At 66.5% G+C, this 23,206-nt stretch carries 21 protein-coding genes; 7 read left to right on the top strand and 14 right to left on the bottom strand.

Annotated elements, in window-relative coordinates; genetic code table 11:
* Nucleotides 1–26 precede the first annotated feature (26 nt).
* The 4 genes from SJY20_RS11680 to SJY20_RS11695 form a co-directional block, all read right to left on the bottom strand.
* Nucleotides 27–1,799, bottom strand: a complete 1,773-nt coding sequence (locus SJY20_RS11680) for a DUF885 domain-containing protein (RefSeq protein ID WP_380788673.1) — start codon at nucleotides 1,797–1,799, stop codon at nucleotides 27–29.
* 98 nt (nucleotides 1,800–1,897) lie between these two features.
* On the bottom strand, nucleotides 1,898–3,220 hold the full coding sequence (locus tag SJY20_RS11685) for an ABC1 kinase family protein (RefSeq protein WP_380787093.1): 1,323 nt from the start codon (nucleotides 3,218–3,220) through the stop codon (nucleotides 1,898–1,900).
* A 16-nt stretch (nucleotides 3,221–3,236) separates the two neighbouring features.
* Complete coding sequence (locus tag SJY20_RS11690) at nucleotides 3,237–3,731, bottom strand: DUF427 domain-containing protein (protein ID WP_380788675.1); 495 nt, start codon at nucleotides 3,729–3,731, stop codon at nucleotides 3,237–3,239.
* Nucleotides 3,731–4,087 carry a thiol-disulfide oxidoreductase DCC family protein gene (locus tag SJY20_RS11695; RefSeq protein WP_380787094.1) on the bottom strand — a complete coding sequence of 119 codons (357 nt, stop codon included), beginning with the start codon at nucleotides 4,085–4,087 and terminating at the stop codon, nucleotides 3,731–3,733. The genes SJY20_RS11690 and SJY20_RS11695 overlap by 1 nt, the downstream gene beginning before the upstream one ends.
* A gap of 148 nt (nucleotides 4,088–4,235) precedes the next feature.
* On the opposite strand from SJY20_RS11695, the gene SJY20_RS11700 reads away from it, so the two are divergent.
* Together SJY20_RS11700 and SJY20_RS11705 are read left to right on the top strand one after the other, a co-directional pair.
* Nucleotides 4,236–4,589, top strand: coding sequence for a DUF4440 domain-containing protein (locus SJY20_RS11700; RefSeq protein WP_380787095.1), 354 nt, complete (start codon nucleotides 4,236–4,238; stop codon nucleotides 4,587–4,589).
* Nucleotides 4,586–5,050 (top strand): DUF3429 domain-containing protein, encoded by a 465-nt coding sequence (locus tag SJY20_RS11705; protein WP_380787096.1) that lies wholly within the window; start codon nucleotides 4,586–4,588, stop codon nucleotides 5,048–5,050. Before SJY20_RS11700 ends, SJY20_RS11705 begins: the two co-directional genes overlap by 4 nt.
* Before the next feature lie 2 nt (nucleotides 5,051–5,052).
* Here SJY20_RS11705 and SJY20_RS11710 read toward each other — a convergent pair whose 3' ends face one another.
* From SJY20_RS11710 to SJY20_RS11725, 4 genes are read right to left on the bottom strand one after another with little or no spacing between them, the layout of a single operon-like run.
* Complete coding sequence (locus SJY20_RS11710) at nucleotides 5,053–6,105, bottom strand: lipocalin-like domain-containing protein (RefSeq protein ID WP_380787097.1); 1,053 nt, start codon at nucleotides 6,103–6,105, stop codon at nucleotides 5,053–5,055.
* A complete protein-coding gene (locus tag SJY20_RS11715) occupies nucleotides 6,105–8,633 on the bottom strand; it encodes an FtsX-like permease family protein (RefSeq protein WP_380787098.1) in 2,529 nt (842 codons plus the stop codon). The genes SJY20_RS11710 and SJY20_RS11715 overlap by 1 nt, the downstream gene beginning before the upstream one ends.
* Entirely contained in the window at nucleotides 8,623–9,297 is a 675-nt protein-coding gene (locus SJY20_RS11720) for an ABC transporter ATP-binding protein (protein WP_380787099.1), read from the bottom strand. Before SJY20_RS11720 ends, SJY20_RS11715 begins: the two co-directional genes overlap by 11 nt.
* A gap of 51 nt (nucleotides 9,298–9,348) precedes the next feature.
* Nucleotides 9,349–11,112, bottom strand: a complete 1,764-nt coding sequence (locus tag SJY20_RS11725) for a methyl-accepting chemotaxis protein (protein ID WP_380787100.1) — start codon at nucleotides 11,110–11,112, stop codon at nucleotides 9,349–9,351.
* A gap of 169 nt (nucleotides 11,113–11,281) precedes the next feature.
* Here SJY20_RS11725 and SJY20_RS11730 point away from each other — a divergent pair, with 169 nt between their 5' ends.
* The gene (locus SJY20_RS11730) at nucleotides 11,282–12,523 is read left to right on the top strand and encodes a multidrug effflux MFS transporter (RefSeq protein WP_380787101.1); all 1,242 of its coding nucleotides are present in this window, start codon (nucleotides 11,282–11,284) and stop codon (nucleotides 12,521–12,523) included.
* Between the two features lie 1,144 nt (nucleotides 12,524–13,667).
* Here the strand turns inward: SJY20_RS11730 and SJY20_RS11735 are convergent.
* From SJY20_RS11735 to SJY20_RS11755, 5 genes are all read right to left on the bottom strand, one after another.
* A complete protein-coding gene (locus tag SJY20_RS11735) occupies nucleotides 13,668–14,312 on the bottom strand; it encodes a sulfotransferase family 2 domain-containing protein (RefSeq protein WP_380787102.1) in 645 nt (214 codons plus the stop codon).
* A 2-nt stretch (nucleotides 14,313–14,314) separates the two neighbouring features.
* Nucleotides 14,315–15,169, bottom strand: a complete 855-nt coding sequence (locus SJY20_RS11740; protein WP_380787103.1) for a hypothetical protein — start codon at nucleotides 15,167–15,169, stop codon at nucleotides 14,315–14,317.
* Nucleotides 15,120–15,953: a glycosyltransferase family 2 protein gene (locus SJY20_RS11745; protein ID WP_380787104.1), complete on the bottom strand. Its 834-nt coding sequence runs from the start codon at nucleotides 15,951–15,953 to the stop codon at nucleotides 15,120–15,122. Before SJY20_RS11745 ends, SJY20_RS11740 begins: the two co-directional genes overlap by 50 nt.
* 8 nt (nucleotides 15,954–15,961) lie before the next feature.
* A complete protein-coding gene (locus SJY20_RS11750; protein ID WP_380787105.1) occupies nucleotides 15,962–16,630 on the bottom strand; it encodes a sulfatase-like hydrolase/transferase in 669 nt (222 codons plus the stop codon).
* Between the two features lie 625 nt (nucleotides 16,631–17,255).
* Entirely contained in the window at nucleotides 17,256–17,786 is a 531-nt protein-coding gene (locus tag SJY20_RS11755) for a biliverdin-producing heme oxygenase (RefSeq protein WP_380787106.1), read from the bottom strand.
* Between the two features lie 218 nt (nucleotides 17,787–18,004).
* Here SJY20_RS11755 and SJY20_RS11760 point away from each other — a divergent pair, with 218 nt between their 5' ends.
* A complete protein-coding gene (locus tag SJY20_RS11760) occupies nucleotides 18,005–20,590 on the top strand; it encodes an HWE histidine kinase domain-containing protein (protein ID WP_380787107.1) in 2,586 nt (861 codons plus the stop codon).
* 400 nt (nucleotides 20,591–20,990) lie between these two features.
* Here SJY20_RS11760 and SJY20_RS11765 read toward each other — a convergent pair whose 3' ends face one another.
* A complete protein-coding gene (locus SJY20_RS11765) occupies nucleotides 20,991–21,428 on the bottom strand; it encodes an acyl-CoA thioesterase (RefSeq protein ID WP_380787108.1) in 438 nt (145 codons plus the stop codon).
* 184 nt (nucleotides 21,429–21,612) lie between these two features.
* On the opposite strand from SJY20_RS11765, the gene SJY20_RS11770 reads away from it, so the two are divergent.
* Genes SJY20_RS11770 through SJY20_RS11780 form a run of 3 tightly spaced genes read left to right on the top strand, consistent with a single transcriptional unit; the run spans nucleotide 21,613 to nucleotide 23,176 of the window.
* Nucleotides 21,613–22,530 (top strand): alcohol dehydrogenase catalytic domain-containing protein, encoded by a 918-nt coding sequence (locus SJY20_RS11770; RefSeq protein WP_380787109.1) that lies wholly within the window; start codon nucleotides 21,613–21,615, stop codon nucleotides 22,528–22,530.
* The gene (locus tag SJY20_RS11775) at nucleotides 22,527–22,718 is read left to right on the top strand and encodes a hypothetical protein (RefSeq protein WP_380787110.1); all 192 of its coding nucleotides are present in this window, start codon (nucleotides 22,527–22,529) and stop codon (nucleotides 22,716–22,718) included. The genes SJY20_RS11770 and SJY20_RS11775 overlap by 4 nt, the downstream gene beginning before the upstream one ends.
* The gene (locus SJY20_RS11780; protein WP_380787111.1) at nucleotides 22,715–23,176 is read left to right on the top strand and encodes an aldehyde dehydrogenase family protein; all 462 of its coding nucleotides are present in this window, start codon (nucleotides 22,715–22,717) and stop codon (nucleotides 23,174–23,176) included. Before SJY20_RS11775 ends, SJY20_RS11780 begins: the two co-directional genes overlap by 4 nt.
* The last annotated feature ends 30 nt before the right edge of the window (nucleotides 23,177–23,206 follow it).

A 23,206-nucleotide genomic window follows, 5' to 3' on the forward strand; every position in this document is an offset into this window, starting at 1 on the left:
AGTTGAAGACTACCAAACCCCGCTGATTACCCCCGCTTCACGCCCGCGATCCAAGCATCGACCTGTTCCTCCAACACCCCCAGCGGCAGCGCGCCTGAACCCAGCACCACCTCATGGAAGTCGGGCAGGTCGAACTTAGCCCCCAACGCCGCTTCCGCCTTCTTCCGCAACCCAGCGATCCGCAACTGCCCGACCATATAACTGGTCGCCTGCCCCGGATTGTTGATGTAGCGATCGACCTCCTTGGTGACGTCGCGCTGCGACAGCGGGGCGTTCGCGGTGAAGTATGCGATCGCCTGGTCGCGGCTCCAGCGCTTGGCATGCATGCCGGTGTCGAGCACCAGCCGGCACGCGCGCCAGACCTGCAGCGACAGCATCCCGAGCTCCGAATAGGGATCGGCATACGCCCCCATCTCCTTGGCGAGGCGCTCCGAATACAGGCCCCAGCCCTCGGTATACGCTCCGTAATAGCCGAACCGCCGGAACTTCGGCACGTCGGTCAGTTCCTGCGCTCGGGCGATCTGGAAATGATGCCCTGGCGCGCCCTCGTGATGCGCGATGCCCTCGACCTGCGGCTTCTGAACCTGCCTCATGTCGGCGAGGTTGACGTAGAAGATGCCGGGGCGCGAGCCGTCGGGCGCGGGCTGGTTGTAGAACGCCACCGCCGCAGTGTCCTGCCGCCACGCCTCGACCGCGCGAACCTCCAGCGGCGCCTTGGGCAGGCGGCGGAAGAACCGGGGTGCGGCTGCCATGGTCTGTGCGATCGCGGCGCGGGCGTCGCTCAGATACTGCTGACGCCCGGCATCGGTGTTCGGATATTTGAACCGCGGGTCGGTGCGCAGGCTGGCGAACAGGTCCTGAAGGCTGCCCTTGAACCCGATCCGCGTCATCACCGCCTGCATCTCGGCATGGATCGCCTTGACCCGGTCGAGCCCGAGCTGATGGATCTGTTCCGCGGTCAGGTCCGTCGTCGTGTAATAGGCCAGCCGCGACTGGTAATAGGCGGCGCCGTTCGGCAGGCTCCACGCGCCGTCATTGCCCTTGGCCAGCGGCTCGATCGCGTCAAGCGCCGCGAACAGCACGTCGAACCCTTCGCGGAACGGACCCTTCAGCGCGGCGATCACGTCGGCGAGCAGCTGCGTCTTGACGGCCTCGGGCGCGGTCAGCTTGGCGAGCTTGGCCTTGAAGTCGGCGAGCAGGCTGCTGTCGGCGCCGGTGTCGAACGGTGCCCCGGTGACGACCTGCCGGGCGTCGTTGCGCGCGGGGACGAACACCATCTTGGGGGGCACGATGCCCTTTGCCGCCTGCGCGCGCATCTTCGCCCCGATCTCGCGCATCACCCGCAACGAATCGCGCAGGCGGGCGACATAGGCGCGCGCATCGGCGATGGTGTCGACGCGGTGTTCGTTGATCAGGAAGACCGGGATGTCCCCCGCCGGGCTGCCGTTGGTCGACACCGGAAAGCTGTAGTCGCGAAATGCGAACTGGCGGCGGTCGGTGATGACCTGATCCTCGAACAGCCGATAGCTCAGCCGCGCACCGACGCCGAGCCGGTCGGGCGCGAAGCTGCGCTTCATCTCGGCGAGCTGCGACTCCTCCAGCGCCTGGCGGCGCTGCGCGGCGGCGTCGGTATAGTCGTCGAGCCGATCGTTGTCGGTCTTGAGCCCCAGATTGGTCTGCGTCTCCGGGCTCAGCGCGACCTGCGCATCGAACGCCGCGTCCAGGAATTTCAGCAGCCGAGAGTCGTCGGAGCCCGCCGTTACGCCCTGCCCAAGTACCGGCACCGCGACGCTCGCCATCAGCGCGCCGATAAACCCACGTTTCGTCAGTCCGGTCATGATCCTGCCCCTTTGTCGCTACGGCTAACCGCGCCGCGCGGATCGGGCAAGACGGTGGTTCAGCGACCCGCCAAAGCCGCGCCGATCATCTCGCGCGCATCCAGCCGTGCCTTCAGCCGGGTGGCGAGCAACGCGGTGCCGCTGATCTTGCGCTGGACGAACAGCGTGTCGATCGGCGGGACGTGCCAGGTGTCGCGGTCGCTCGCCATCGCCGCGCCCTGTTCGCGCAGCACCGCGACGAACGCGCGGTCGCCGAAGTCGAACGGGCCGGACCGGTTGAGTTCGCCCAGCACCACGTCGGTCATCCGGTCGACCAGCACGCGGTGCCGCGTCACCGCCGCCTCGCCCAGGAATCCCGCCGCGACCGCCGCCTCGCGCACCGCGTCGCGGTCGCCTGCAAGCCCGGCGAGCAACAGCCCGCGATACCCCTCGACCGTCTCGGCCTGGATGTCGCGCGCCGCACCGAAATCGAGCAGCACCAGTTTTCCGGTCGCAGGCTGGTAGCGATAATTGGCGAAATTCGGATCGGTCTGCATCAGCCGGAACTCGAACAGCTCGCGCAGCACCAGCGCGACCAGCTTGCGGATCGCGGTGTCGCGGACGTCCTGCTCGGCGCCCTCGAGCGTCTCGATCGGGACGCCCTCGACGAAGGTCATCGCCAGCACGTCGTCGGCGGAGAATTCGCGGTCGAGCGCGGGGACGACATAGTCCGGACTGTCCGCCAGCAGCGCACCGAACCGCGCCAGCTGCTCGCCCTCGCGGCGATAATCGGCTTCCTCGTGCAACTGCCGTTTCGCCTCGGCGAGCAGCGGCGCGATGTCGATCGTCCTGGGCAGCGCGCCGGACACCCGCAGCAACGTCGCGACGTTGTCGACGTCGGCGTCGATGCTCTCGCGCACGCCGGGATACTGGACCTTGATCGCCAGGTCGCGGCCGTCATGCGTCCGCGCGCGGTGGACCTGGCCGATCGATGCGGCGGCCAGCGGATGGGCGTCGAACCGCGCGAACCGGCGGCGCCAGTCCTTGCCCCAGTCGCGCGCCAGCACCTGTTGCAACTGCGCCGGCGGCATGTGGTGCGCACGGTCGCGCAACTTGGCGAGGATCTGCGTCAGTTCGGGCGGCAGGAATTCGCCGGCATCGAGCGAGATCATCTGCCCAAGCTTCATCGCGGCGCCACGCAGATGCGACAGCTGATCCGCGACCCGGCCGATATTGGCAGGCGTCAGCAACAGTTCGCCCATCTTCGGCCGCTGTCCGTCGGCCAGCCGCCGCGCACCCTCGGCGATGACGCCACCCGCGACCCCGCCCGCAAGTTTGCCGAACACGCCGAGCCGCGACAGCCGGCCGCTGGGTACTGCGCGCTCGCGCGTGTCGTCGGTCATGTCTCGGTCCTGAAATCTACCATAGCCGGCTGCCCGGAATACCCTTGAACGGTCCGGCGAAGGCGCTGGTGATCCAGCCGCCATAGAAACCGCCGGGTTGCGGCACGACCGTCTCGCCGTCGACGCTGCACCGGTCGAACGGCTCCGCGTAAAAGGCGACATGATCCCGCAGCATCGCGAACGGTGCGGTCGGCGTCGGATAGCTCCAGCCTACCCGCGGCAGGACGATGTCGCCGATCACGACGTCCCAATAGACCGCGGCGCCCTTCCATTCGCAGAACGAGCTGCCCTCGGCGCGGCGCAGGACGCCGTCGCGGATGTCGTCGCGCGGGATGTAATAGCTTGGCGGGTGGCTGGTCTCGAGCGTGCGTACGCTCGCACGCGTATCGGCTACGATCACGTCGGCATGCTCGATCACGATGTGAGCCGGGCTGAGCTCGGCGATCGCCGGGCGCGGGAACGACCAGACGCTTTCCTGCCCCGGCGCCGCGGGATCGGGTTTCGGCCTCATCATGCGCGTTCCAGCCGCGTCGCGATGCGTTGCAGCGACGGGCGCAGCCGCAGGAACGCGCCATAGCCGCGCTCCAGCAGCGACCGGACCAGCGGGTTGCGCGCCGCCAGCCCGATCGGTCGCAGCACAGGGATCGCGCGCCACATCGCGGCAAACGCCGCCGCACCCGACAGCAGGCGACCGTCCTCGCGCGCATGGAAGCGGGCGAGCATCGCGGTACGATCTAGCGGGCACGACACCGGCCCGTCGCCTGATACGTCGACGAATTCGATCCGATGGCCGCGATCGAGTCGCCGCAGAAACGCGATTTCGCGGCGGCACAGCGGACAGCCGCCATCGTGCCAGACGGTCAGCATGGGCGTAGGTTCTGGAAGAGCATCACCACCCTAACGTAGGGCGACGCCGGATGGCCGCAACGGGCGCGGAAAATCGCCGCGACCCCGCATCCGGCGGAACGTTAGCCTGCTGCGAAGTCTTGAGCATCCTGACATCGGGAGAGACATCATGGACGACAATCGCGTTTGGGAATTCGAGGAAAGCCTGTGGACCGGCGACGCCGAGCATTACCGCGCGCTGATCGACGCCGAGTGCCTGATGGTGCTGCCGGTCCCGCCGTACGTGCTGGGCGGCGACGAGGCGGTCGCCACCGTTGCGAACACGCCGCGCTGGACGTCGGTGACGTTCAGCGCCCAGCGCATCGCACGGCCCGAGGAGGGGTTGATCGTGGTCGCCTATCATATCGCGGTCGCCCGCGACGACGAGCATTACGCGGCGCACTGCACCTCGACCTATCGCCGCCGTGCGCATGACGACTGGCAGGTCGTCCAGCACCAGCAGACCCCGCCTCTGACCGCATGACGCCACTCGGCAATCCGTCACCGCCGCCGTTGCCGCGCTGGCTCGGCTATGCCGGGCTGTTGCCGCAGGTCCTCGCGCTCATCGCGGTGGCGGCGGGCGACGTCGGCGGGCGGTTCACTGCGCTGGCGCTGTCCTATGCCTATGCCGCGCTGATCCTCAGCTTCCTTGGCGGGATGTGGTGGGGTCTGGCGGCGCAGGCGCGGGCTCCGGCGCCGCGCTGGGTGTGGTTCGCCGCGGTGGCGCCGTCGCTGATCGCGCTGGTGTCGGCAGTGCCCTGGGCGACCGGCGATGCGTGGCCGGGACCGTCGATGGCGCTGCTCGGGCTGTCGCTGCTGGGGTCGCTGTTCGTCGATTACCGGATGCGCGCGGCGGGGCTGTGCCCGGACTGGTGGCTGTCGCTGCGGCTGCCGCTGTCGATCGGTCTCGGCGTGCTGACGCTCGCGATCGGGTATCTGGCCTGAGGCTACATCTTCAGCGGCTGGTCGTAGCCGGTGAGTTCCAGATAGCCGCGCCCGCCCTGGGTACGCACCGCGCCCTCCCAATAGACCGGTAGCCCGCTGCGCCGAGCGTCCAGTTCCTGCGCGGCGAACATCGGCGCCAGCTGCCAGTGGCGGATGCGACCATCGGCGCGGACGCTCAGCATCTGCGACACCGGATAGACCGCGCCGGTCGCCCGGCTGCGCCAGGCCGCGAGCGGTCGAAACGCGACGTCGTTCGGGCCGAACGCCGTGATCCGGCCGTCCGGTCGGCGCAGCGATCCGCCGGTCCATACCGTCCCGCCGCCCTTCCGCCGGATCCGAAACGCCATCACCGCCGAGCCGTCGTCGAAATTGAGCCCGGTCCAGTCCCAGCCTTGCGCGGCGGGCGCGAGGTAATCCGACGACCATTCGCGGTCGAGCCAGGCCTCGCCGGTCACCGCCACCGTCCGGTCGCCGCGCTTCACTCGACCGGTCACGCGCAGATGCGGGATCGAGTAATAATAGCTCGCCTGTTCGGGGCGCGGTCCCTTGCGGCTATAGCCCCCCTGCCCTTGCGGCAACGGCGGCTGGGTCGGCTGGAAATCGAGCGCCAGGGCAAAGCCGTCGGCGGCCAACTGCGTCTTCCAGTGCCCGTCCGCCGACCGCCGCAGCCGCCAGTCGCGGATCGCGACATCGGCATCGCCGGTGCGTGCCTGCGCGAGCCCGAACCCCGCGCGCGCCGCGCGCTCGCCGTGCAACAGCTTGCCGGTCGCCGGATCGGACAGCGCGGCATGCGCGAACAGCACCTGGCTTGCAGCGAAGCGGCTCGGGTTGCGCGGATCGACCGGCGGGCGGGTGCGGAAGAACGTGACCTGGAACCCCAGGTCCTTGCCCGCGTCGGTGCGCAGCCATCCGGTGACGTACCACCATTCGGTGCGGAACGCCGGGTGTGCGCCGTGGTCGGCGGGAAAGCGCAGCACGATGCCGGGCCGCACCACCGGATAGGGCGCGGACGCGGCGACGCCGACCGCCGCGACCAGGGCTATCACCGCGCGCATCACCAATCCTCCCGCACCGATTGCACCGCGCTCTTCGCGGTGGCGCGGCGCCCCGCCAGGATCGCCGTCACCGCCGCCGCACCCGTCAGCGCCGCCGCGACGCCGACCAGCGTGCCGACCGGGATCCGCGTGCTCATCGTCCAGTTGAACGACTGCGGGTTGATGACGTGGATCAGCACCTGCGACAGACCCAGCCCCAGTCCGATCCCCGCCAGTGCCCCGGTCAGCCCGACGATCGCACCCTCGACGCCGAGCATCGCGGTCAGCTGGCCGCGCGTCAGGCCGAGGTGGCGCAGCATCCCGAACTCGCGTTCGCGGGCGATGGTCTGCGCCGACATCGTCGCGGCGACGCCCGCGAGCCCGACCAGGATCGCGACCGCCTCCAGCAGATAGGTGACCGCGAAACTGCGATCGAACAGCGTCAGCGCGAACCGGCGCAGCGTCGCGGGCTGGCTGACCTCGACCTGATCGCGCAAGCCGGCCGGCAGCACGGTCGTCATCGCGCGCCCGACCTTTGCGGCATCGGCGCCGGGCGCGACCATCACCGAAACCTCGTCACGTCCGGTGTCGCCGGTCAGACGCTGGTAATCACCCTCGTCGATCAGCACCGCGCCGGCCTGTCGCCCATAGTCGCGCCACACGCCTGCCACGACGAACCGCGTGCGCCCGGCGATCGGCAGCGTCACGGTCTCGCCCGGATCCCAGCCATACAGGCGTTGCGCAGGTTCGGAGACCCAGACCGGCAGCGCGGCGGCGGGCAGTGGCGGTCCGCGATCGATCAGCACCAGCAACGGATCGCGACCGCCACGTTCGGGGCGTGCGATCAGGCTGATCGGCGGCCGATCCGCAGCGATCGTCAGCGGCAGCTGGCGGCTGAAGGCGACGTTCGCCACTCCCGGTATGGCCGCGAGCCGCGCGCGCGTCGCCGGGTCGAAACTCGCGCCGGCGGTGGTGCGCAAATACAGGTCGGCGCGCAGCACCTGGCCCAGCCAGTCGTCGACCGCACCGCGAAAGCTGGTCACCATCGTCGCCATCGCGATCATCAGCGCGGTCGAGGCGACGATCCCGCACAAGGCCGTCGCCGCCTCGCCCGGCGCGCCGTGCAGGTGGCGGATCGCGAGTTGCCCCGGCACGCTGCGCATCGTCCGCTGGGCGAGCGGCGCCAGCAGTGCGCGCGCAAACCACGGGACGCCCGCCACGCCGCCCGCCAGCATCAGCGCCATCCCGGCGAAGCCGAACAGCGGCAGGCCAGCGACCGCCGGCAACAGCGCCGCCGCGCCGCCCGCCAGCAGCAGCACGACCGCCGGCCACCATGCCACCGGCCTGCGCGGATCGAGCACGTCGCCGGCATTCTTCAGTGCCGCGGCGGGGGCGGCGCGGGCCGCCAGCCGCGCGGGGAGGGCGCTGCCGAGGATCGCCGCGAGCAGGCCGAGCAGGAAGAACCCCAGCGCCGCGATCGGCTGGAACACGACGTGCGCCGCGCCGCCGCCGAAATAGCCCGCGCCAAGATCGCCGCCGAACCAGTGCAGAGCTGCCCAGGCGAGGCCGTAGCCCGCCGCCAGCCCTGCCGATGCGCCGACCAGGCCGATCACGAACCCTTCCACCACCACCGCCGCGATCACCCCGCCGCGCGGCATGCCGAGCGTCCGGAGCAACGCGAACGCGCGCTGGCGGCGCACCACCGACAGCGACTGCGCCGAATACACCAGGAAGCCACCAGTCAGCAGCGCGACCAGCGCCAGCATGTCGAGGTTGACGCGGTACGCCCGCGACAACGCATCGCCCTGCGCGTTCTGCGTCTCGGCGTTGGCGAGCATCGCGGTGGCGGGCAGCAGCGCGGCGAGCGACGCCTGCGCGGCGTCGCGATCCGACAGCGCGAGGTCGATGCGGTCGATCCGGCCAAGCCGACCGAACCGCCACTGCGCCGCGGCGATGTCGATAACCCCCACCGCCACCACATCGTCGGTCGCTGGCAGCGTGCCCGCAACGCGTAGCGGCACCGACCGGCCGTTCGCAACCACCACCATCTCCGCCCCGACCTTGGCGCCGAGTTGTGTCAACGCCGCGCGCGAAAGGAACAGCGCGCGCTCGTCGAACGCGGCGTCGTTGCCGGTGTCGGGCCCGCGCGGGCGTATGCCGATCAGCGACGGCGTCACCGCCGCGGCGCGGATCACGTCGACGCCGAGCAGCGTCAGCCGCGTCTTGCCGATCCGAGCGTCGAGACGAACGACTGGGCTCGCGTCACCGACCCCGGCGGTACGCGCAACCCGAGGGTACAGCCGTTCGTCGAACCCGAGTGGACTGGTCGCGCGAACCGACAGCTCGGCGGCACCGTTGACGCCGCGCAGCGCGCCGTCGAACGACGCCAGCGCCGATCCGTTGACCAGATGCACCGCGAACCCCAGCGCGACGCCGACCGCGATCGCCACCGCGGTGGTCAGGAAGCGCGCCGGATGAAACCGCCACTCGCCGCCGATCAGCCAGCCGAGCGCGAGCCGCCCCGACCACAGGCCCGGCTCAAACGACACGCCGCTCCACCAGCCCGTTACGGCCGAGCGTCAGCACGCGGTCGGCGATCGCCGCGCTGGCGTCCGAATGCGTCACCATCACGCCGGCCGCACCATTGCCGCGCACCGCCTCGGCGAACAGCGCGAGTACGCGCGCGGCGGTGTCGGGATCGAGATTGCCGGTCGGTTCGTCCGCCAGGATCAGCGCCGGGCGGTGGACCAGCGCACGGGCGATCGCGACGCGCTGCAGTTCGCCGCCCGACAGGTCGCGCGCATAGCCGTCGCCGCGCCCGTCGAGCCCCACCGCGTCGAGCATCGCGTCCGCCCGCACCCCCGCCGCGGCCTGGTCGGGCGAGATCAGCGCGAGCGGCAGCGCGACGTTCTGGCGCAGCGTCAGATAGGGCAGGATGTGGAAGGCCTGGAACACGAAGCCGATGCGTTCGCGCCGCACCCGGGTCCGCGCCGCCTCGTCGAGGTCGCCCAGCACGACGCCGTCGATCGCGACGCTGCCGGTATCGGCATCGTCGAGCCCGGCGAGGATGTTGAGCAGGGTCGACTTGCCGACCCCGGATTCACCGATGATCGCGACCAGTTCGCCCGCGCGGACGTCGAGATCGAGGTCGCGGAACAGTTCGCGCGGCCCCGGCACCGACTTGCCGAGCGCGCGGACAGCGAGAAGGGGCATGGGCGCGATCATCCGCGGAGCCGTGGCGGACTCTCGCGCGCGCCGCAACGATTACCGCACCACGAACAGCTGTGGCGGCGCGAACACCGGACGCGCGCCTTCGGCGGCACGCAGGCGCGCAAAGAACTGGCGCAGCGCGACGTCGATCGCGGTCGCGCTCGCCTCGACCAGTTCGGCATCGCCGCCGAGCTTGCCCGCCAGCGCGTCGACCCCACTCGCGGCGACCGCGACATCGGCGATCCGCCCGTTGATGATGTCGAGATCGGCGGCGGCGCCGGCTATGTTGCGGTTGATGATCCTGCCGCTGATCGCCTGTTCGCCGATGCTGAGCGCAACCCCGTCGGACCCCGCGATCATCGCGCCGATCATCGCGCCGATCCGTTCCAGGCTGGCACCTGCGTCCTGCGCGGCGCCCTGCATGCGTTCGACCCGCGAGGTGATCTCCAGCGTCGCGCGCTCGGTCTGGCGGGCGAGTGCCTTCACTTCGCCTGCGACCACCGCGAAGCCGTTGCCGATCTCGCCGGCGCGCGCGGCTTCGATGGTCGCGTTCAACGCCAGCAGGTCGGTCTGGCGTGCGATCCCGCGGATCAGGTCGACGACCTGCGCGACGTTGCTGGCATCGTGGCGGACCTGTTCCATCTGCGCGACCAGCACCGCGGCCTGCTCGCCGGCATCCGCGCTCGACTTCGCCGACCGCCGCGTGGTTTCGCTCGCGGTGTTGAGCGCGGTCATGAACTGGTCGGCGGCGGCGGCAATGTCGGTGGCGCCGTCGGCGGCGCGCGTCACCGCGACGCGGACGTCGCCAAGCTGCCCGGTGGCGGCGGTCGAATGCCCGCGCAACCGGCCCGACGTCACCGACAGCTGCCCCGCCGCGCTCCGCAGCCCGGCGATCACCTGCGCGACCTCCTCCTCCAGCGCACCGACCGAGCTGTCGAGCGCGGCACCGCGCACCGCCTCCGCATCACGCGCAGCCCGCCGCCCCTGCTCATGGTCCAGCGCGCGTTGCACATCGGCGGTCCGCCGCTCGGCGGTCTCGCGCTCGAGCCGCTCGCGCGCCAGCACTGCGGCGCGGAACACCTCGATCGCGCGCGCCATCCGACCGATCTCGTCCGGGCGATCGGTGTAGGGCGTGCCGCCATCGGTCGCGCCGTCTGCGATCCGGGTCAGCGCCGCTTCGATCTCGGCGAGCGGCGCGATCACCGATCGGCGGACGATGATCACGGTCGCCATCGCCGCGCAGGCGAACAGCAGCACCCCGGTGATGCTGATGATCAGCATGTCCTGATCCTCGAGCGCGGTGGCGCGGCGCTGCAACGCGGCCACGCGCGCGCCCTGATCCTCGATCAACCGGTCGGCCAGCTGCGACGCGATGCGTTCGTTGGGCCGCACCGCGGTGCGGAACGACTGGAGCGCGGCGCGGCGACCGCCGGTCTGCACGGTGCGCGCGACCGTGTAGAGGCTGCCGAGCACCACGCGTTGCGCGCGCAGATATCGATCCGCGCGCGGCTCCGCGACGAACAGCGGGTCGACCGCGATCCGGCGCAGCATCGCCCGCATCTGCACATGACGTCCGACGAACTTGGCATGGATCACGGCAAGCTCGGCACGGTCCGGCTCGATCAGCAGGTTCAGCGCGTCGCGTTGCAGCGACCGGCTGAGCGAGCGGAGTTCGGTCAGGTCGGTGCCGATGCGCTGGCTGGCCTGCACCGCGGCATGCGATCGCTGGATCCGCGCGCGCGTGCCGAGCCCGATCAGCGCCATCAGCCCGACCAGCACGAACATCACCGCGACCGGCGCCATCAGCCGCGCCGTCATGCTTTGCGGCCAGAATCTGCGCCCGAGCGCACGCCAGAGTCTTGAGTGTCGAGTAACCATAGCCGCCCGGTATGCGGGTGACGTTAACGGCATATGACAGCATCGGCGAAGACGACCCGCAGTCAGCGCGGTCGCAACCGTGGCGCTTCGCGGCATGTCCGGCTAGGCGATGCGCATGACCGAGCCTACCCCTTCAGCCGCCCCCCCGCCCGCGCTGCACCGCAACGAATTCATCGCGTTCGTCGCCGCCCTGATTGCGGTGAATGCGCTGGGCGTCGACCTGATGCTGCCGGCGCTGGCGGACATCGGCCGCGACCTGTCGGTGGTCGCCGCCAATCACCGGCAATGGGTGATCACCGCGTACATGCTCGGGTTCGGCAGCGGACAGCTGGTCTATGGCCCGCTCGCCGACCGGTTCGGGCGCAAGCCGGTGCTGATCGTGTCGCTGATCGGGTTCGTCGCGGCGAGCATCTTCGCGGCCAGTTCGGCGACCTTCGGCGCGTTGCTCGGCGCGCGCGTGTTGCAGGGGATGATGTCGGCATCGACCCGCGTGCTCGCGGTCGCGATCGTGCGCGACTGTTTCTCGGGGCGGCAGATGGCACGGACGCTGTCGGTGGCGCAGATGATCTTCTTCCTCGTGCCCATCCTGGCGCCGACGCTGGGCCAGGGCCTGTTGCTGTTCGGGCCGTGGCGCTTCATCTTCTACGCGCTCGGTGCGTTCGCGGCGCTGGTGCTGGGCTATGTCCTGACCCGGCTTCCCGAGACGCTGCCGGTCGAACGGCGGGTGCCGTTGTCGCTGGCGTCGCTCGCCAACGGCTATCGGCTGACGCTGACCAACCGCTATTCCGCGGGCTATGCGGTCGCGGCGTCGCTGACCTTCGGCGGCATCATCGCGTTCGTCTCGCTGGCGCAACAAGTGTTCGTCGACGAGTTCGGTGCCGGCAAGCACTTCACGCTGTTGTTCGCACTCTGCGCGTTCTCGATGGGGTGCGCGTCCTTCGCCAACAGCCGCCTGGTCGAGCGGCTGGGCACGCGGCTGATCTCGCAATCCGCCGTCCTCGCGCTGATCGCGCTGTCGGTCGGGCATCTGCTCGTGATCGTCGCGGGCGTCGAATCGCTGCCGACCTATATCGCGTTCCAGGCGCTCAGCATGACCTGCATCGGGCTGTGCGGATCGAATTTCGGCGCGATGGCGATGGAGCCGGTCGGCCATATCGCCGGCGCAGCATCGTCGATCCAGGGCTTCATCACCAGCGTCGGCGCGGTCGCGGTCGGCACCGCGATCGGCCAGTCGTACAACGGCACCACCGCCCCGCTGGCGATCGGCTATCTCTGCATCGGCCTCGCCGTACTGGGGGTCGTCTACGTCGTCGAGGGCGGCAAGCTGTTCCAGCCGCGCATGGCCGCCTGACGGAAGTCGCTACTCACCCCCGCTGGCGGCGGCGCGATCTGGACCGAGCGGCGACCCTGTTCAGAACGATCGTGCGGCCATCCCGGACGTCGAACACGCGGTACGCCGGCCGCGCTCAGATCTTCGATCCGCCCGACGCGATTTTCAGTGCCTCTCGATACAGCGTCCCTAGCGTCCGCCAAAGCATGTGCATCGGCGTCGAAGCGGCGATGATGCACCATGTGTTAGACCGTGCTTATCGTCCTCCGACCGATACTCCGTCCACGACGGTATCGGTTTCGACTGGATTGCCAAAGAACGCGGCACGCGCTGCCGGCACTGGTCGATGCGACAGCCCGTATCGCGGCTCTTGCGCGCGCTCGCGCCGAACTCAACCAACGCCGTCCTTCCAGCTTACAAAGCGCGCTCTGGTACGTCTGCGAAGCTCTGCAGAGCCGCGCTCTATCCTGATCTCGATGCAAGCCGAGCACGAAGAGGACGCCCCCCGTCAGCGAAACTTATTAACGTTCCTGTCCGTATTTATGACCGGTACACGCTCGACGACACGTGACTTGCGGCCTCAAGGCGCAGCCGTGCAGACTGGCACGGGTTGGCGTCGGAGGTCAGATTGCAGGAAATTTGCAAGCTGCGGCCGTAGCGGCTGCCGTACTGAGATTCCGTTGTGGACAATGCGAAATTCTAGCACCCGACCTGTTTGGTGAAGCTGCATGGAACCTGTTCATGCATCCGCGCAACCTCATGGTAGATGGCGGTTCCACTAATGCACAGCAAGTCCTCGGCGTTGTGCAATGCCAAAGGAAAGCAATCGTACATCTTCGTCGCCAGGCGGATCACACAAAATGAATAATTAAAGTGGATATTAGGCTAGGGGTCTATGAGGTTGAAGGATATGACCGCTCACATGCCCCCTTTTATCAGGCGTAGAATTCGGTCTGACAGAATCCCCTCAACCAATGGGTCGCACCAAGATCACGAATTAAGATACGGCTCTCATCAACTAGCGACCTTCACGCAATCGGCGCTTCAACGCGGCAGCCGGCCTGATCGCCTAAAGTATCAAAAACGAAATGCTCTTGTTCGAATCGCATAGAGTCCCCAACCACCGCGCGCCAGCGTCTCGGCTTCGGCACGCGTTTACGTTAAGTCAAAACCGATAACCGAACGCATCACAGTCTTCCTCGTAGAAACGCGCCACATGCGAGCAGGTCTCGGCAGAGTAGAATGCCCTATAGTCGCCGTGCTCCCGGCGCCGGCCAAGGTTGACCAACGGCAGATCCAGACGCGTACCAAGCTTGCGACCAATCTGCTCGATATCGGCAGCCAACGTTTCATATCGCCCAATGAAGTCGATCGCTATCGTCCCATCTACCCTGAGATATGCAGTCTGCGAGGAGGTATGTGCGTGTTTAAGTCGTAGTACCTCCGGCACGAAGCAATCGAAGCTCAGGCTGGCAAGGTCAACGCCGCCCTCAAGTGCATAGCTGGCAAGATGGGGATCGATGCGGTGGTAAAGCGACAGCAACCGGTCCCAAGGGTTGCGCACGATACTGAAGGTAAATAGGCTTGATCGTTGCTCGAAATGCGTCCGCACTTCGGATAATGTTAGATGTTGTAAGAAATGTGAACCGAAGCCAGCGGCGAGCAAATCATGCGAAGAAATTTTCCCGAACAGTTTGATGCGATCTTCTATACGCCAATCGCCCCATATGCCGAGCGCCTGCTCGATGCTCGTACCGGCAGTCTTTGGGATATGAATGAACAGGACGGAGCGCGTGCGATCAATGGGCATCGTTAGTCCAGCCAGGGCGCCTTTAGGCCATTCCAGTGTAAAACCGCGACATCTGGCAAGAGCGGCCGTAACCGCTCGGCGATATCCACGTCCCAAATGACACCGTCAAGCCGATCCAAGACATGATCCACGCACAGGTTGAAACGCCAATCGGACAGAACGCGGTCTTCAATACCAAGGCTCTGCACCGCCCAGATTAACGCGCCTTGGTCGTGCCACGCAATCGCGCCGCGTAGTTCATCGTCGTGTGCGGCGCGCGCAATGGGCGCAATGTAAGCAGCGAGTGCCGCGTCGTCGCGTCCGCGCCGCCATCCCGATACGCCGGCATTAAGTGTCGGCAATACCGGATCAAACGATCGCGCGATGGGCATCAACTCATAAAGTCGAGGCGAATTTGGGGTGGCATGCGGCGCCTTGTTCTCAGGCGTCAGCACTGGTCCATCATCCAGAAAGCCGAACAATATATCCAGATCGCGTAACACCACTAGGTCGCAATCGAGCCAGAAAAGCTCGATCGCGGGCGCCGCACGAATGAGCAGCGGGCAGATCCAGAGGGGCCAAATTCTCTTGTTCGGCTTCTTCAGCGGGGTACAATCAGACGTCCCGATTCTTAGAGCCTCGATCAGCGGATCGTCGGGAAGCGCCAGAATTTCGAGATTATGGATCTTTGCGGCCTCTTCACGCTGCACAGAAGAGAGGCCGATGTCATAACACAGCACCGGGATCGGCAGGCTCGCCTGAACCGACGCGTGTAAGCTGAGCAAGCCCGGGTAATAGTTACTGTCGCACAGTGTGACTATGCCGCGTTCATGCATGGTTGACGGCCCCAACGCCCAATACGCGCGGAACAATATCATCGCGCACTAGGCTTCCCTCCGCCAGACCGGTCGAAATCGCCTCCGGCGTAAGGCGTTGTGCATCGTACCAAGCGCGAAGATCGCCCGCTTGGTACAGGCCGTGGAGCCAACGCCAGGTCCCCCCGACGCTGGGATGCAGTTCAGTATTGCGTGCATAGGCCGCCCCGCCCAGCGCGATCTTGCGTTCCAACGCCGGAAAACCACGCACTGGAAAGTGCGAAATCATAAGGTTCGCCGCTGCATCCGTCCGTAACGCAGCGTCGTTCCGAGATGCCGCATGATTGCCTTGGCCAACAATGATGTCGGTGAAGCCGCGATGACAGAGTTTGGGCGGCAAAGGCGTTCCCAGCGCATTCAGCGATCTCACCTCGCGATACACCATGGTCTCGGCAAAACCGCCGTTGTCCTGATTCCAAAGTGGCGGATGATTGAAACGGTCTACAATTACCCCGTCTTGATCGAAGGGCACGGCCTCGAGCATCTCACGGAGCGTTCCGTCGGGGCTATACCAAAACTCGTCGTCGTCATTGTTGACGACCCAGTCGGCGCCGTGAACGCTGGCGGCGCGGCGTGCCATTCGCGTCACCCAACGTGCCTGCGAGTAATCGTCGCTGTCTTCATGAAGCAGCTCGGCAATGCCCGCGCGGACATAATCCTCAACAATAGCTACTGTGGCATCTTCCGATCGATTGTTTGTCACAACAAAGAAATCGACGCCTTGGCGCCGATGGAAATCGATGTTAGCGGCCAAGATGTCTTCGGCGTTGCGTACCAGCAGTGTCATTACGAGCTTCATTCGAGCACGCCTCCGACACCAACAGCTCGACCTCGTAATCGCATCAGCATTGGCACTGTTAGCGCGGCCGGGTGCGGAATGCCATGCTCCCAGACGCCGTCTTCGCCCCAGCAGTCGCCATGGTCACCGCAGACCAAGATCGTCGAGTCGGCGAACATACGCAGCAGGGGGGCTAGAACATCATCCAGATACGCAAGACACGCCGCCTGACGATCGGCGCAGTCCTGGGAGCGATCCACCTGTTGAAAGGGTATGCAAGGGTTATCATCCCGCGACCAAGGGGCACCCTCGTGCCAATACGGCGTGTGTGTCTCGCCTACGTTGAGGAACGCGAAGACCGGTTCGTCGACGTGTCGGCGCACACGTTCCATGGTCCAAGCAACCTGACGCTTGCTCGACCAGTAATCGCCTGCGTACATAAACTCACCGAAGTTTGACGTTAGCTTACGCGACGACGCGACAGCTGAATCAAACCACTTTACTGCGCCTGTGCCATAGGTCGCGAACCCTGCGTTCCCGAACCCGTCGACGATGTCAGCGCCGTCGAGGACGTAACCTTCTCCGCCACGCCCACCAAACGCCGGGCCCATCAGCTTGAACAGCTTGGCGAACTTTGGATTGAGCAGTGGCACCGGCTTGAGCGTCGCGCTCGGCGTGAATCCCATGAACATCGCGGCATGCGAGCCAAACGTAAAATGGCTAGGGGCGGTTGCGCGGTGCAGAGGTCCAACTGCCCGCATGGCAGGCACGGCCGCGCGTTCGAACGTGTCGAACCGACACGAATCAAGAGTAATTAACAACACGCTTGCGCTTGGCGCCCGGTCTACAGTCACGGCAGCTCACCCCAGAGCGGAAGATACGATCGGGAATGTACCCTGACGACTGCTATGTGTGGCAGATCGCACGACCGCGTAAGCGCGAACACGAAGGCGGCGCGGTTTTCCGACGCGGAGTACATTGGGGTATGCTTAGCGCGCAGTATGATTGTTGCAACCAGTTTTGAAGCCCCCCTTTTGCGACCGTTAGTGCCGAAAGCCGCGCATCTGGCCTATCCGCTAGCGGTGCATGTAGCGGGCGAAGATCGAACCAGTTCTGTTCCATTATTTACGTGCCGTCTCATGCCAGATGTCGATCCCGCGATCGAACAGGAGGTCCTCAACGTTGCGCGATCATTGGGGGAATCGCACGTACATCAACATACCCAGCCGGATTGCCTCGGGAAGAAATTGAAGTAGCGGAACAGGCCGGTGGACTTGCGCAGGCGAGGCATCCGCACTTCTCACCCGTGCTCTAACGATCTGTGCATTTGGTCTGGCAATGCAGTTTGGCGGCATCTTCGAACAATCGGAAAACGCGCGTGGCCGCTGCGGTGGCAACTGCGATCTGCTCAGGCGTCAGCAACGTTCGATCGAGCAGGGACACGAAGGATCGCCATCCACCCGGGTTCGTCGCTGCCAGGAACGCAGCGGGGAGATCGGGCGACACGGACCGTTTCAGAAGCGCGCCACCCAGGCGTGATCCTTCCAGCACATAAATCCCGCCGAGGATCGCTGCGACGCCATCGAAAGCCGCCGCCTCCGCGGTTTCGGGGACGGACAGGCCAAGCGCGGCAAGATCTGCGGCAAGCAGATGCGATCGACGCCGGTTCGGCCAGTCGGGTACCACCGCTGCCGCGCCGGAGCGGTCGAGCGCGGACTCGATCGGGAGATAGGCGGAGACCTGGATGGTCAGGAAGCGCTCGTACTTATCGCGGTTCGTCAGGTCGAAGCTGGAGAACAGCACGTCGATCCGGGCGTGGTGAACACTGGTGCCGACGCGCAACGCCTGCCGGGCTGTGAGGACGGTGGACATGATTATCGCTTAGGTTCGAGGCTGCTGCCGGCGATCGAAACGCCCGGTACCGATTTTGCGAAATGGCCGATGGCGTATGCGCTCCCGCGGTCCTACGCTTGCATGGTCAGTACGTGTACCCACTACTTTCACTCGGCCGATGCCCATTGCCGATGGACGGTTCCGTCGCGCGGGTGAAGGTAAGACTCATGAACCACGATGTTGCCCTAGGCGATCTTGACCAGTGCGCGCGCGAACCGATCGCGTTCCTGGATCATGTCCAGCCGTTCGGGTTTCTGCTTGCATTGGCGAATGACTGGACGATCGTTCGGGCGTCGGCGAACCTCCATGCATTCCTGGGAACCGAGGCCGCGGATGCCATCGGGATGAAGGCGGACCGGGTCATGGCGCAGACTGCGCTGCACGATGTCCGCAACCGTCTCGCCGGCCTCTCCCCGAACAGCGGCACCGAGCGCCTGTTCGGCGTCCGCATGACGGTGGGTCACCGGCTGTTCGATCTGGCGCTGCATTATTCCGGCGAAGTGCTGATCATCGAAGGCGAACCCAGCGGCGCCGACGAGCCTGCCGAGGCGGCGACGCTCGTGCGATCGATGATGACGCGGCTGCAATCTCAGGCGACGATGCAGGCCTTCCTGCGCGACGCGGCGCGACAGGTCCGCGCGATCACCGGTTTCGACCGCGCGATGATCTATCGCTTCCACGACGACGGCGTCGGCGAGGTCGTCGCGGAGTCCGCGCGGTCGCCGGTCAATCCGTTGCTGGGGCTGCATTATCCCGCGTCCGACATTCCAGTCCAGGCGCGCGCGCTGTATCTGCGCAATCCGTTCCGCATCATCGCCGACGTCGATGCCGTCATCGTCCCGATCCTGCCGCAGACGATCGCGGTGCGCCCCCTCGATCTGTCGCTGGCCATCACGCGGGCCGTGTCGCCGGTGCATATCGAATATCTGCGCAACATGGGGGTCGGCGCGTCGCTGTCGATCTCGATCATCGTCGACGGCCGGCTCTGGGGCCTGATCGCGTGCCACCATGAAACGGCGCGGGTCCCGAGCTTCGTGATGCGCAGCGCCGCCGAACTGTTCGGCGCGATGTTCTCGCTCACGCTGGAAAGCCGGTTGCGCACCGCCGCGGTCGCCGACGACGAGCGCGCGCGCGGTCTCGCCGATCGCGTGATCCTGACGGTCGCGTCCAACCCTGCGCTGCTGGCCGACCCGTCCTGGCTGCGGGATACGATCGAGGACATGATCCCCTGCGACGGCATCGCCGTCTATCTGCGCGGCGAACTGGCCGTGGCCGGCGAGACGCCCGACCGGACGCGGTTGCTGGAGATCGCAGGCATCCTCGATACCGCGCCTGCCAGCCGCATCTTCGACACCGACAGGCTCGTCACGATCGCGCCGCGGGGCGACGACGTGACAGACCGCACCGCCGGGCTGATGGCGATCCCGATCTCGCGGACACCGCGTGATTACGTCATGCTGTTCCGACGTGAGCGGGTCTCCACGGTGCAATGGGGCGGCGATCCCGACAAGCCCGTCACCGAAGACACCGACGGCGTGCGGATCAGCCCGCGGAAAAGCTTCGCCGCGTTCGAACAGACCATCCGCGATACATCGACGCCCTTCACGACGCGCGAACGCCGCGTCGCCGAAACGATGCGGACTGCGCTGATCGAGATCCTGCTGCGACTGTCGGAGGAGACCGACGAGGAACGCCATCGCGCTTCGGCCCATCAGGAGGTGCTGATCGCGGAACTCAACCACCGCGTGCGCAATATCCTGACGTTGATCCGGGGGCTGATCGTCCAAACCAACGCGCCGGGCATCGCCACGGCCACCTATGTCGAGGCGCTGGGCGGCCGGGTCCAGGCGCTGGCGCGTGCGCATGATCAGGTCACGGTGCAGAACTGGTCGCCGGCGCTGCTCGCCAACCTCTTCGAAGCAGAGATCGCCGCGTTCATGCCGGGCAATCGCGAGCGTTTCCGCATCGCGGGGCCGGCGATCCTATTGCGGCCCGACGCCTATTCCTCGATGGCCCTAGTGGTCCACGAACTCGTGACGAACAGCATGAAATACGGTGCGTTGTCGGATGGCGGCGTCGTCGACGTCGTGCTCGATCATCGTAACGGCGAAGGGCTGTACATGACGTGGCGCGAGAGCGACGGGCCGCAGGTTTCACCGCCGACGCGCGCGGGTTTCGGCAGCGTCATCATCGAACGCACCGTCCCCTACGACCTGGGAGGCACCGCGGAAGTGCGTTTTCCGCCCGCCGGGTTCGAAGCCGATTTCTTCATTCCCGCACGACATCTGGCCGGACGCGCCCCACCGGGCGAGAGCCGCGAACCTGAGGTCCGCGCACAGGCGCTGGCCGCGGCGGGTGCCAAGGCACAGCCGCTACTCGGCCTGCGGGTGCTGTTGCTCGAGGACAACATGATCGTCGCGATGACGGCGGAGAACCTGTTGCTCGATCTTGGCGCGGCGCACGTCTGGACCGCGTCGCATCTCGACAATGCCGACGCGATCATGACGACCGAAACCGTCGATTTCGCGATGCTCGACATCAACCTGGGCGACGAGACGAGTGTCGACCTGGCCGTGCGGTTGCGGGCCGCTGCGATCCCGTTCTTCTTTGCCAGCGGCTACGGCGACGATGCGGGCCTGACCGACGACCTTGCCGACAGCATCATCGTCCGCAAGCCCTATAGCAAACATGACCTGCAGGGCGCGATCACGCTGGTGTTGAGCCGCGGCGCGGGCATCTTGAGCTCGCATTGACGCCGGTATCTACCCCGCCCGTAAGCGTGCGGTTGATGCCGTCAGCTAGCGGACGGCGTCGCCGATCGGCATATTCTCCTGTACGATAATAGCGACCGAAGGTGCCCCGCGCTTGCACCCGTTCCACGGCGCAAGTGGACGGACCGACCCAGAATTTGCCTACAAACAGGCGGCAGTCGGCCCGGCCAGCGTTTGCACGTACCATGCTGCACGCTACCAAGGATTCGATCGCACTCGTCCGCCGCGCCAAAGCAGCACTTCGATCCGTCAGTAGACACCTACCGCGAACCGACCGCGCTGTCTGATGGATCTACGATCTCGGTCAGTACTCACTGTCACCGCACCGGTTTGATGCCAGGTCCACTGGTTCCACGCGACCGCGAAGCGAAACCGACAAACCCTATGGGCAGCTAAGGCTTTCCATCCGCTTGCGCCATGCGGCGGGCAGCGGTGTCGGTCGGCGGTCGTCACGACCGACATACACATGCGTAAACAAGGCCTCGGCAGCAGCACCCTCCGTGCCCGGCACGAACGCACCCAGCCGGTAGGTTACGCTGGACGACCCGAGGCGCGAGATCGCGAGGCCCATCTCGACCGGTTCCGGATAGGTAATCGACCGTGCGTATCGGCACTGCGTTTCGACGACCAGACCAATCGGGTCTCCATTGGCGATGTCGAGTAGTCCCGCTTCGATGAGCCAGGTGTTCACGGCCGTATCGAACCAGTGATAATAGATCGCATTGTTGACGTGGCCGTAGGCGTCGTTGTCGCTCCAGCGTGTGGTGATGGAATGCCACCAGCGATAGTCGGCACGGGGCCGCAATGCGTCGCGTGCCATCATCGGTTCCGCTCCAACCATGTCTCGAACAGCTCGTTGACCATTGGATCGTGCATGCGTCAACCCGACCGTCGGAACGATGTGGCGGGAACGAACAGAGGTGGGTATCCAGGCGCAGTCAGGATTTGCGCGGTAAAGCCCTCTCGTACGGATCGTCATGCCTATGCAGATAAAGGCAGCCGTCTTGCGGCAACCGGGCGCCCCCCTCCCCTACGCCGAGAGCCGCCCGCTCAGCATCGAGCGACTGTCGCTCGCTCCTCCAGGGCGCGACGAAGTGCTCGTCCGCATCGCCGCGGCCGGACTGTGTCATTCCGACCTGTCTGTCATCAACGGCGATCGCCCACGCCCATCGCCGATGGCGCTGAGCCATGAGGCGGCCGGCGTGGTTCAGGCTCTGGGTGACGGGGTGAGCGACCTCGCCATCGGCGACCATGTCGTCATGGTCTTCATGCCGAGCTGCGGTCACTGCCTGCCCTGTTCCGAAGGCCGCCCGGCGCTGTGCGGTCCGGGTGCCGCGGCCAACGTTGCGGGAACGCTGCTGAGTGGCGACCGGCGGCTGAGCGACGATGCGGGCGTTTTCCACCATCATCTCGGCTGCTCGGCGTTCGCCAGCCACGCGGTGGTCTCTCGCCGGTCCCTCGTGAAGGTGGATTCCGATCTGCCGCTCCACGAGGCCGCATTGTTCGGATACGCCGTCCTCACCGGCGTCGGTGCCGTCGTGAATACCGCGAACGTCAAGGCCGGCCAGACGGTCGCGGTCGTCGGCCTGGGCGGCGTCGGCCTCGCCGCGGTGCTCGGCGCGGTCGCGGCAGGGGCATCGCAGGTGATCGCGATCGACATGCTGGAGGACAAGCTGACGCTGGCCCGCGCACTCGGCGCGACCACGACGATAGCGGCCGGCGCGGATGCGGCTGGACAAGTTCGCGCGCTGACGAACGGCGGGTGCGACGTGGTGCTGGAAATGGCCGGGTCGGTTCGCGCACTGGAAAGCGCGGTGGCGATGACCCGGCGGGGTGGGACGACCGTCACGGCCGGCCTACCCCGGCCGATGCCGCGCTGGCAATCAACGTCGTTGCGCTGGTCGCCGAGGAGCGTACGTTGAAGGGCAGCTATATCGGGACGTGCGTTCCCGCCCGCGATATTCCCAGATACGTCGCTCTCTACCGCGCCGGTCGCCTCCCGGTCGACCGGCTGGTCAGCGGCTATCTGACGCTCGACGACATCAACGCCGGATTCGACGAACTCCACGCGGGCCGCGCTGTCCGACAGATCATAAGGTTCGATCCATGACGCGCATCACATCGATCAACCCGGCGACCGGCGAGCCCATCGCCGACCATGCCCTGCTGGACGCCGCGGGTATCGACGCCGCACTCGAACGCGCGTGGGCGGGGTGGCAGGACTGGCGTACCGTTCCGGTTGCAGCGCGCAGTGAGCGACTACAGCGACTGGGCACGGTTCTACGTCGCCGCGCCGACTCGTTCGCGTCCATGATCGTTCAGGAAATGGGCAAGCCGATTTCGCAGGCGCGCGGCGAAGTCGAGAAGTGTGCCGTACTCTGCGACTGGTATGCCGCGAACGGTGCTGCGATGCTGGCGGACGCGGTGCGCGAGGGCGGGTTCCCAATGGAAGCGCTCTTCCACACCAACAAGCACAAGCCTGACCGCCCGCAGTACGACGCATCGCGAATGGTGACGCTCCATCCAATGACGAGCGCACCCCTATACCAAGGTCGATATCCTGATTGACGATCTTCTGCCAGAAAACGAACGGCCGCG

The organism is Sphingomonas sp. R86521 (assembly GCF_042466235.1).
GTDB lineage: Bacteria > Pseudomonadota > Alphaproteobacteria > Sphingomonadales > Sphingomonadaceae > Sphingomonas.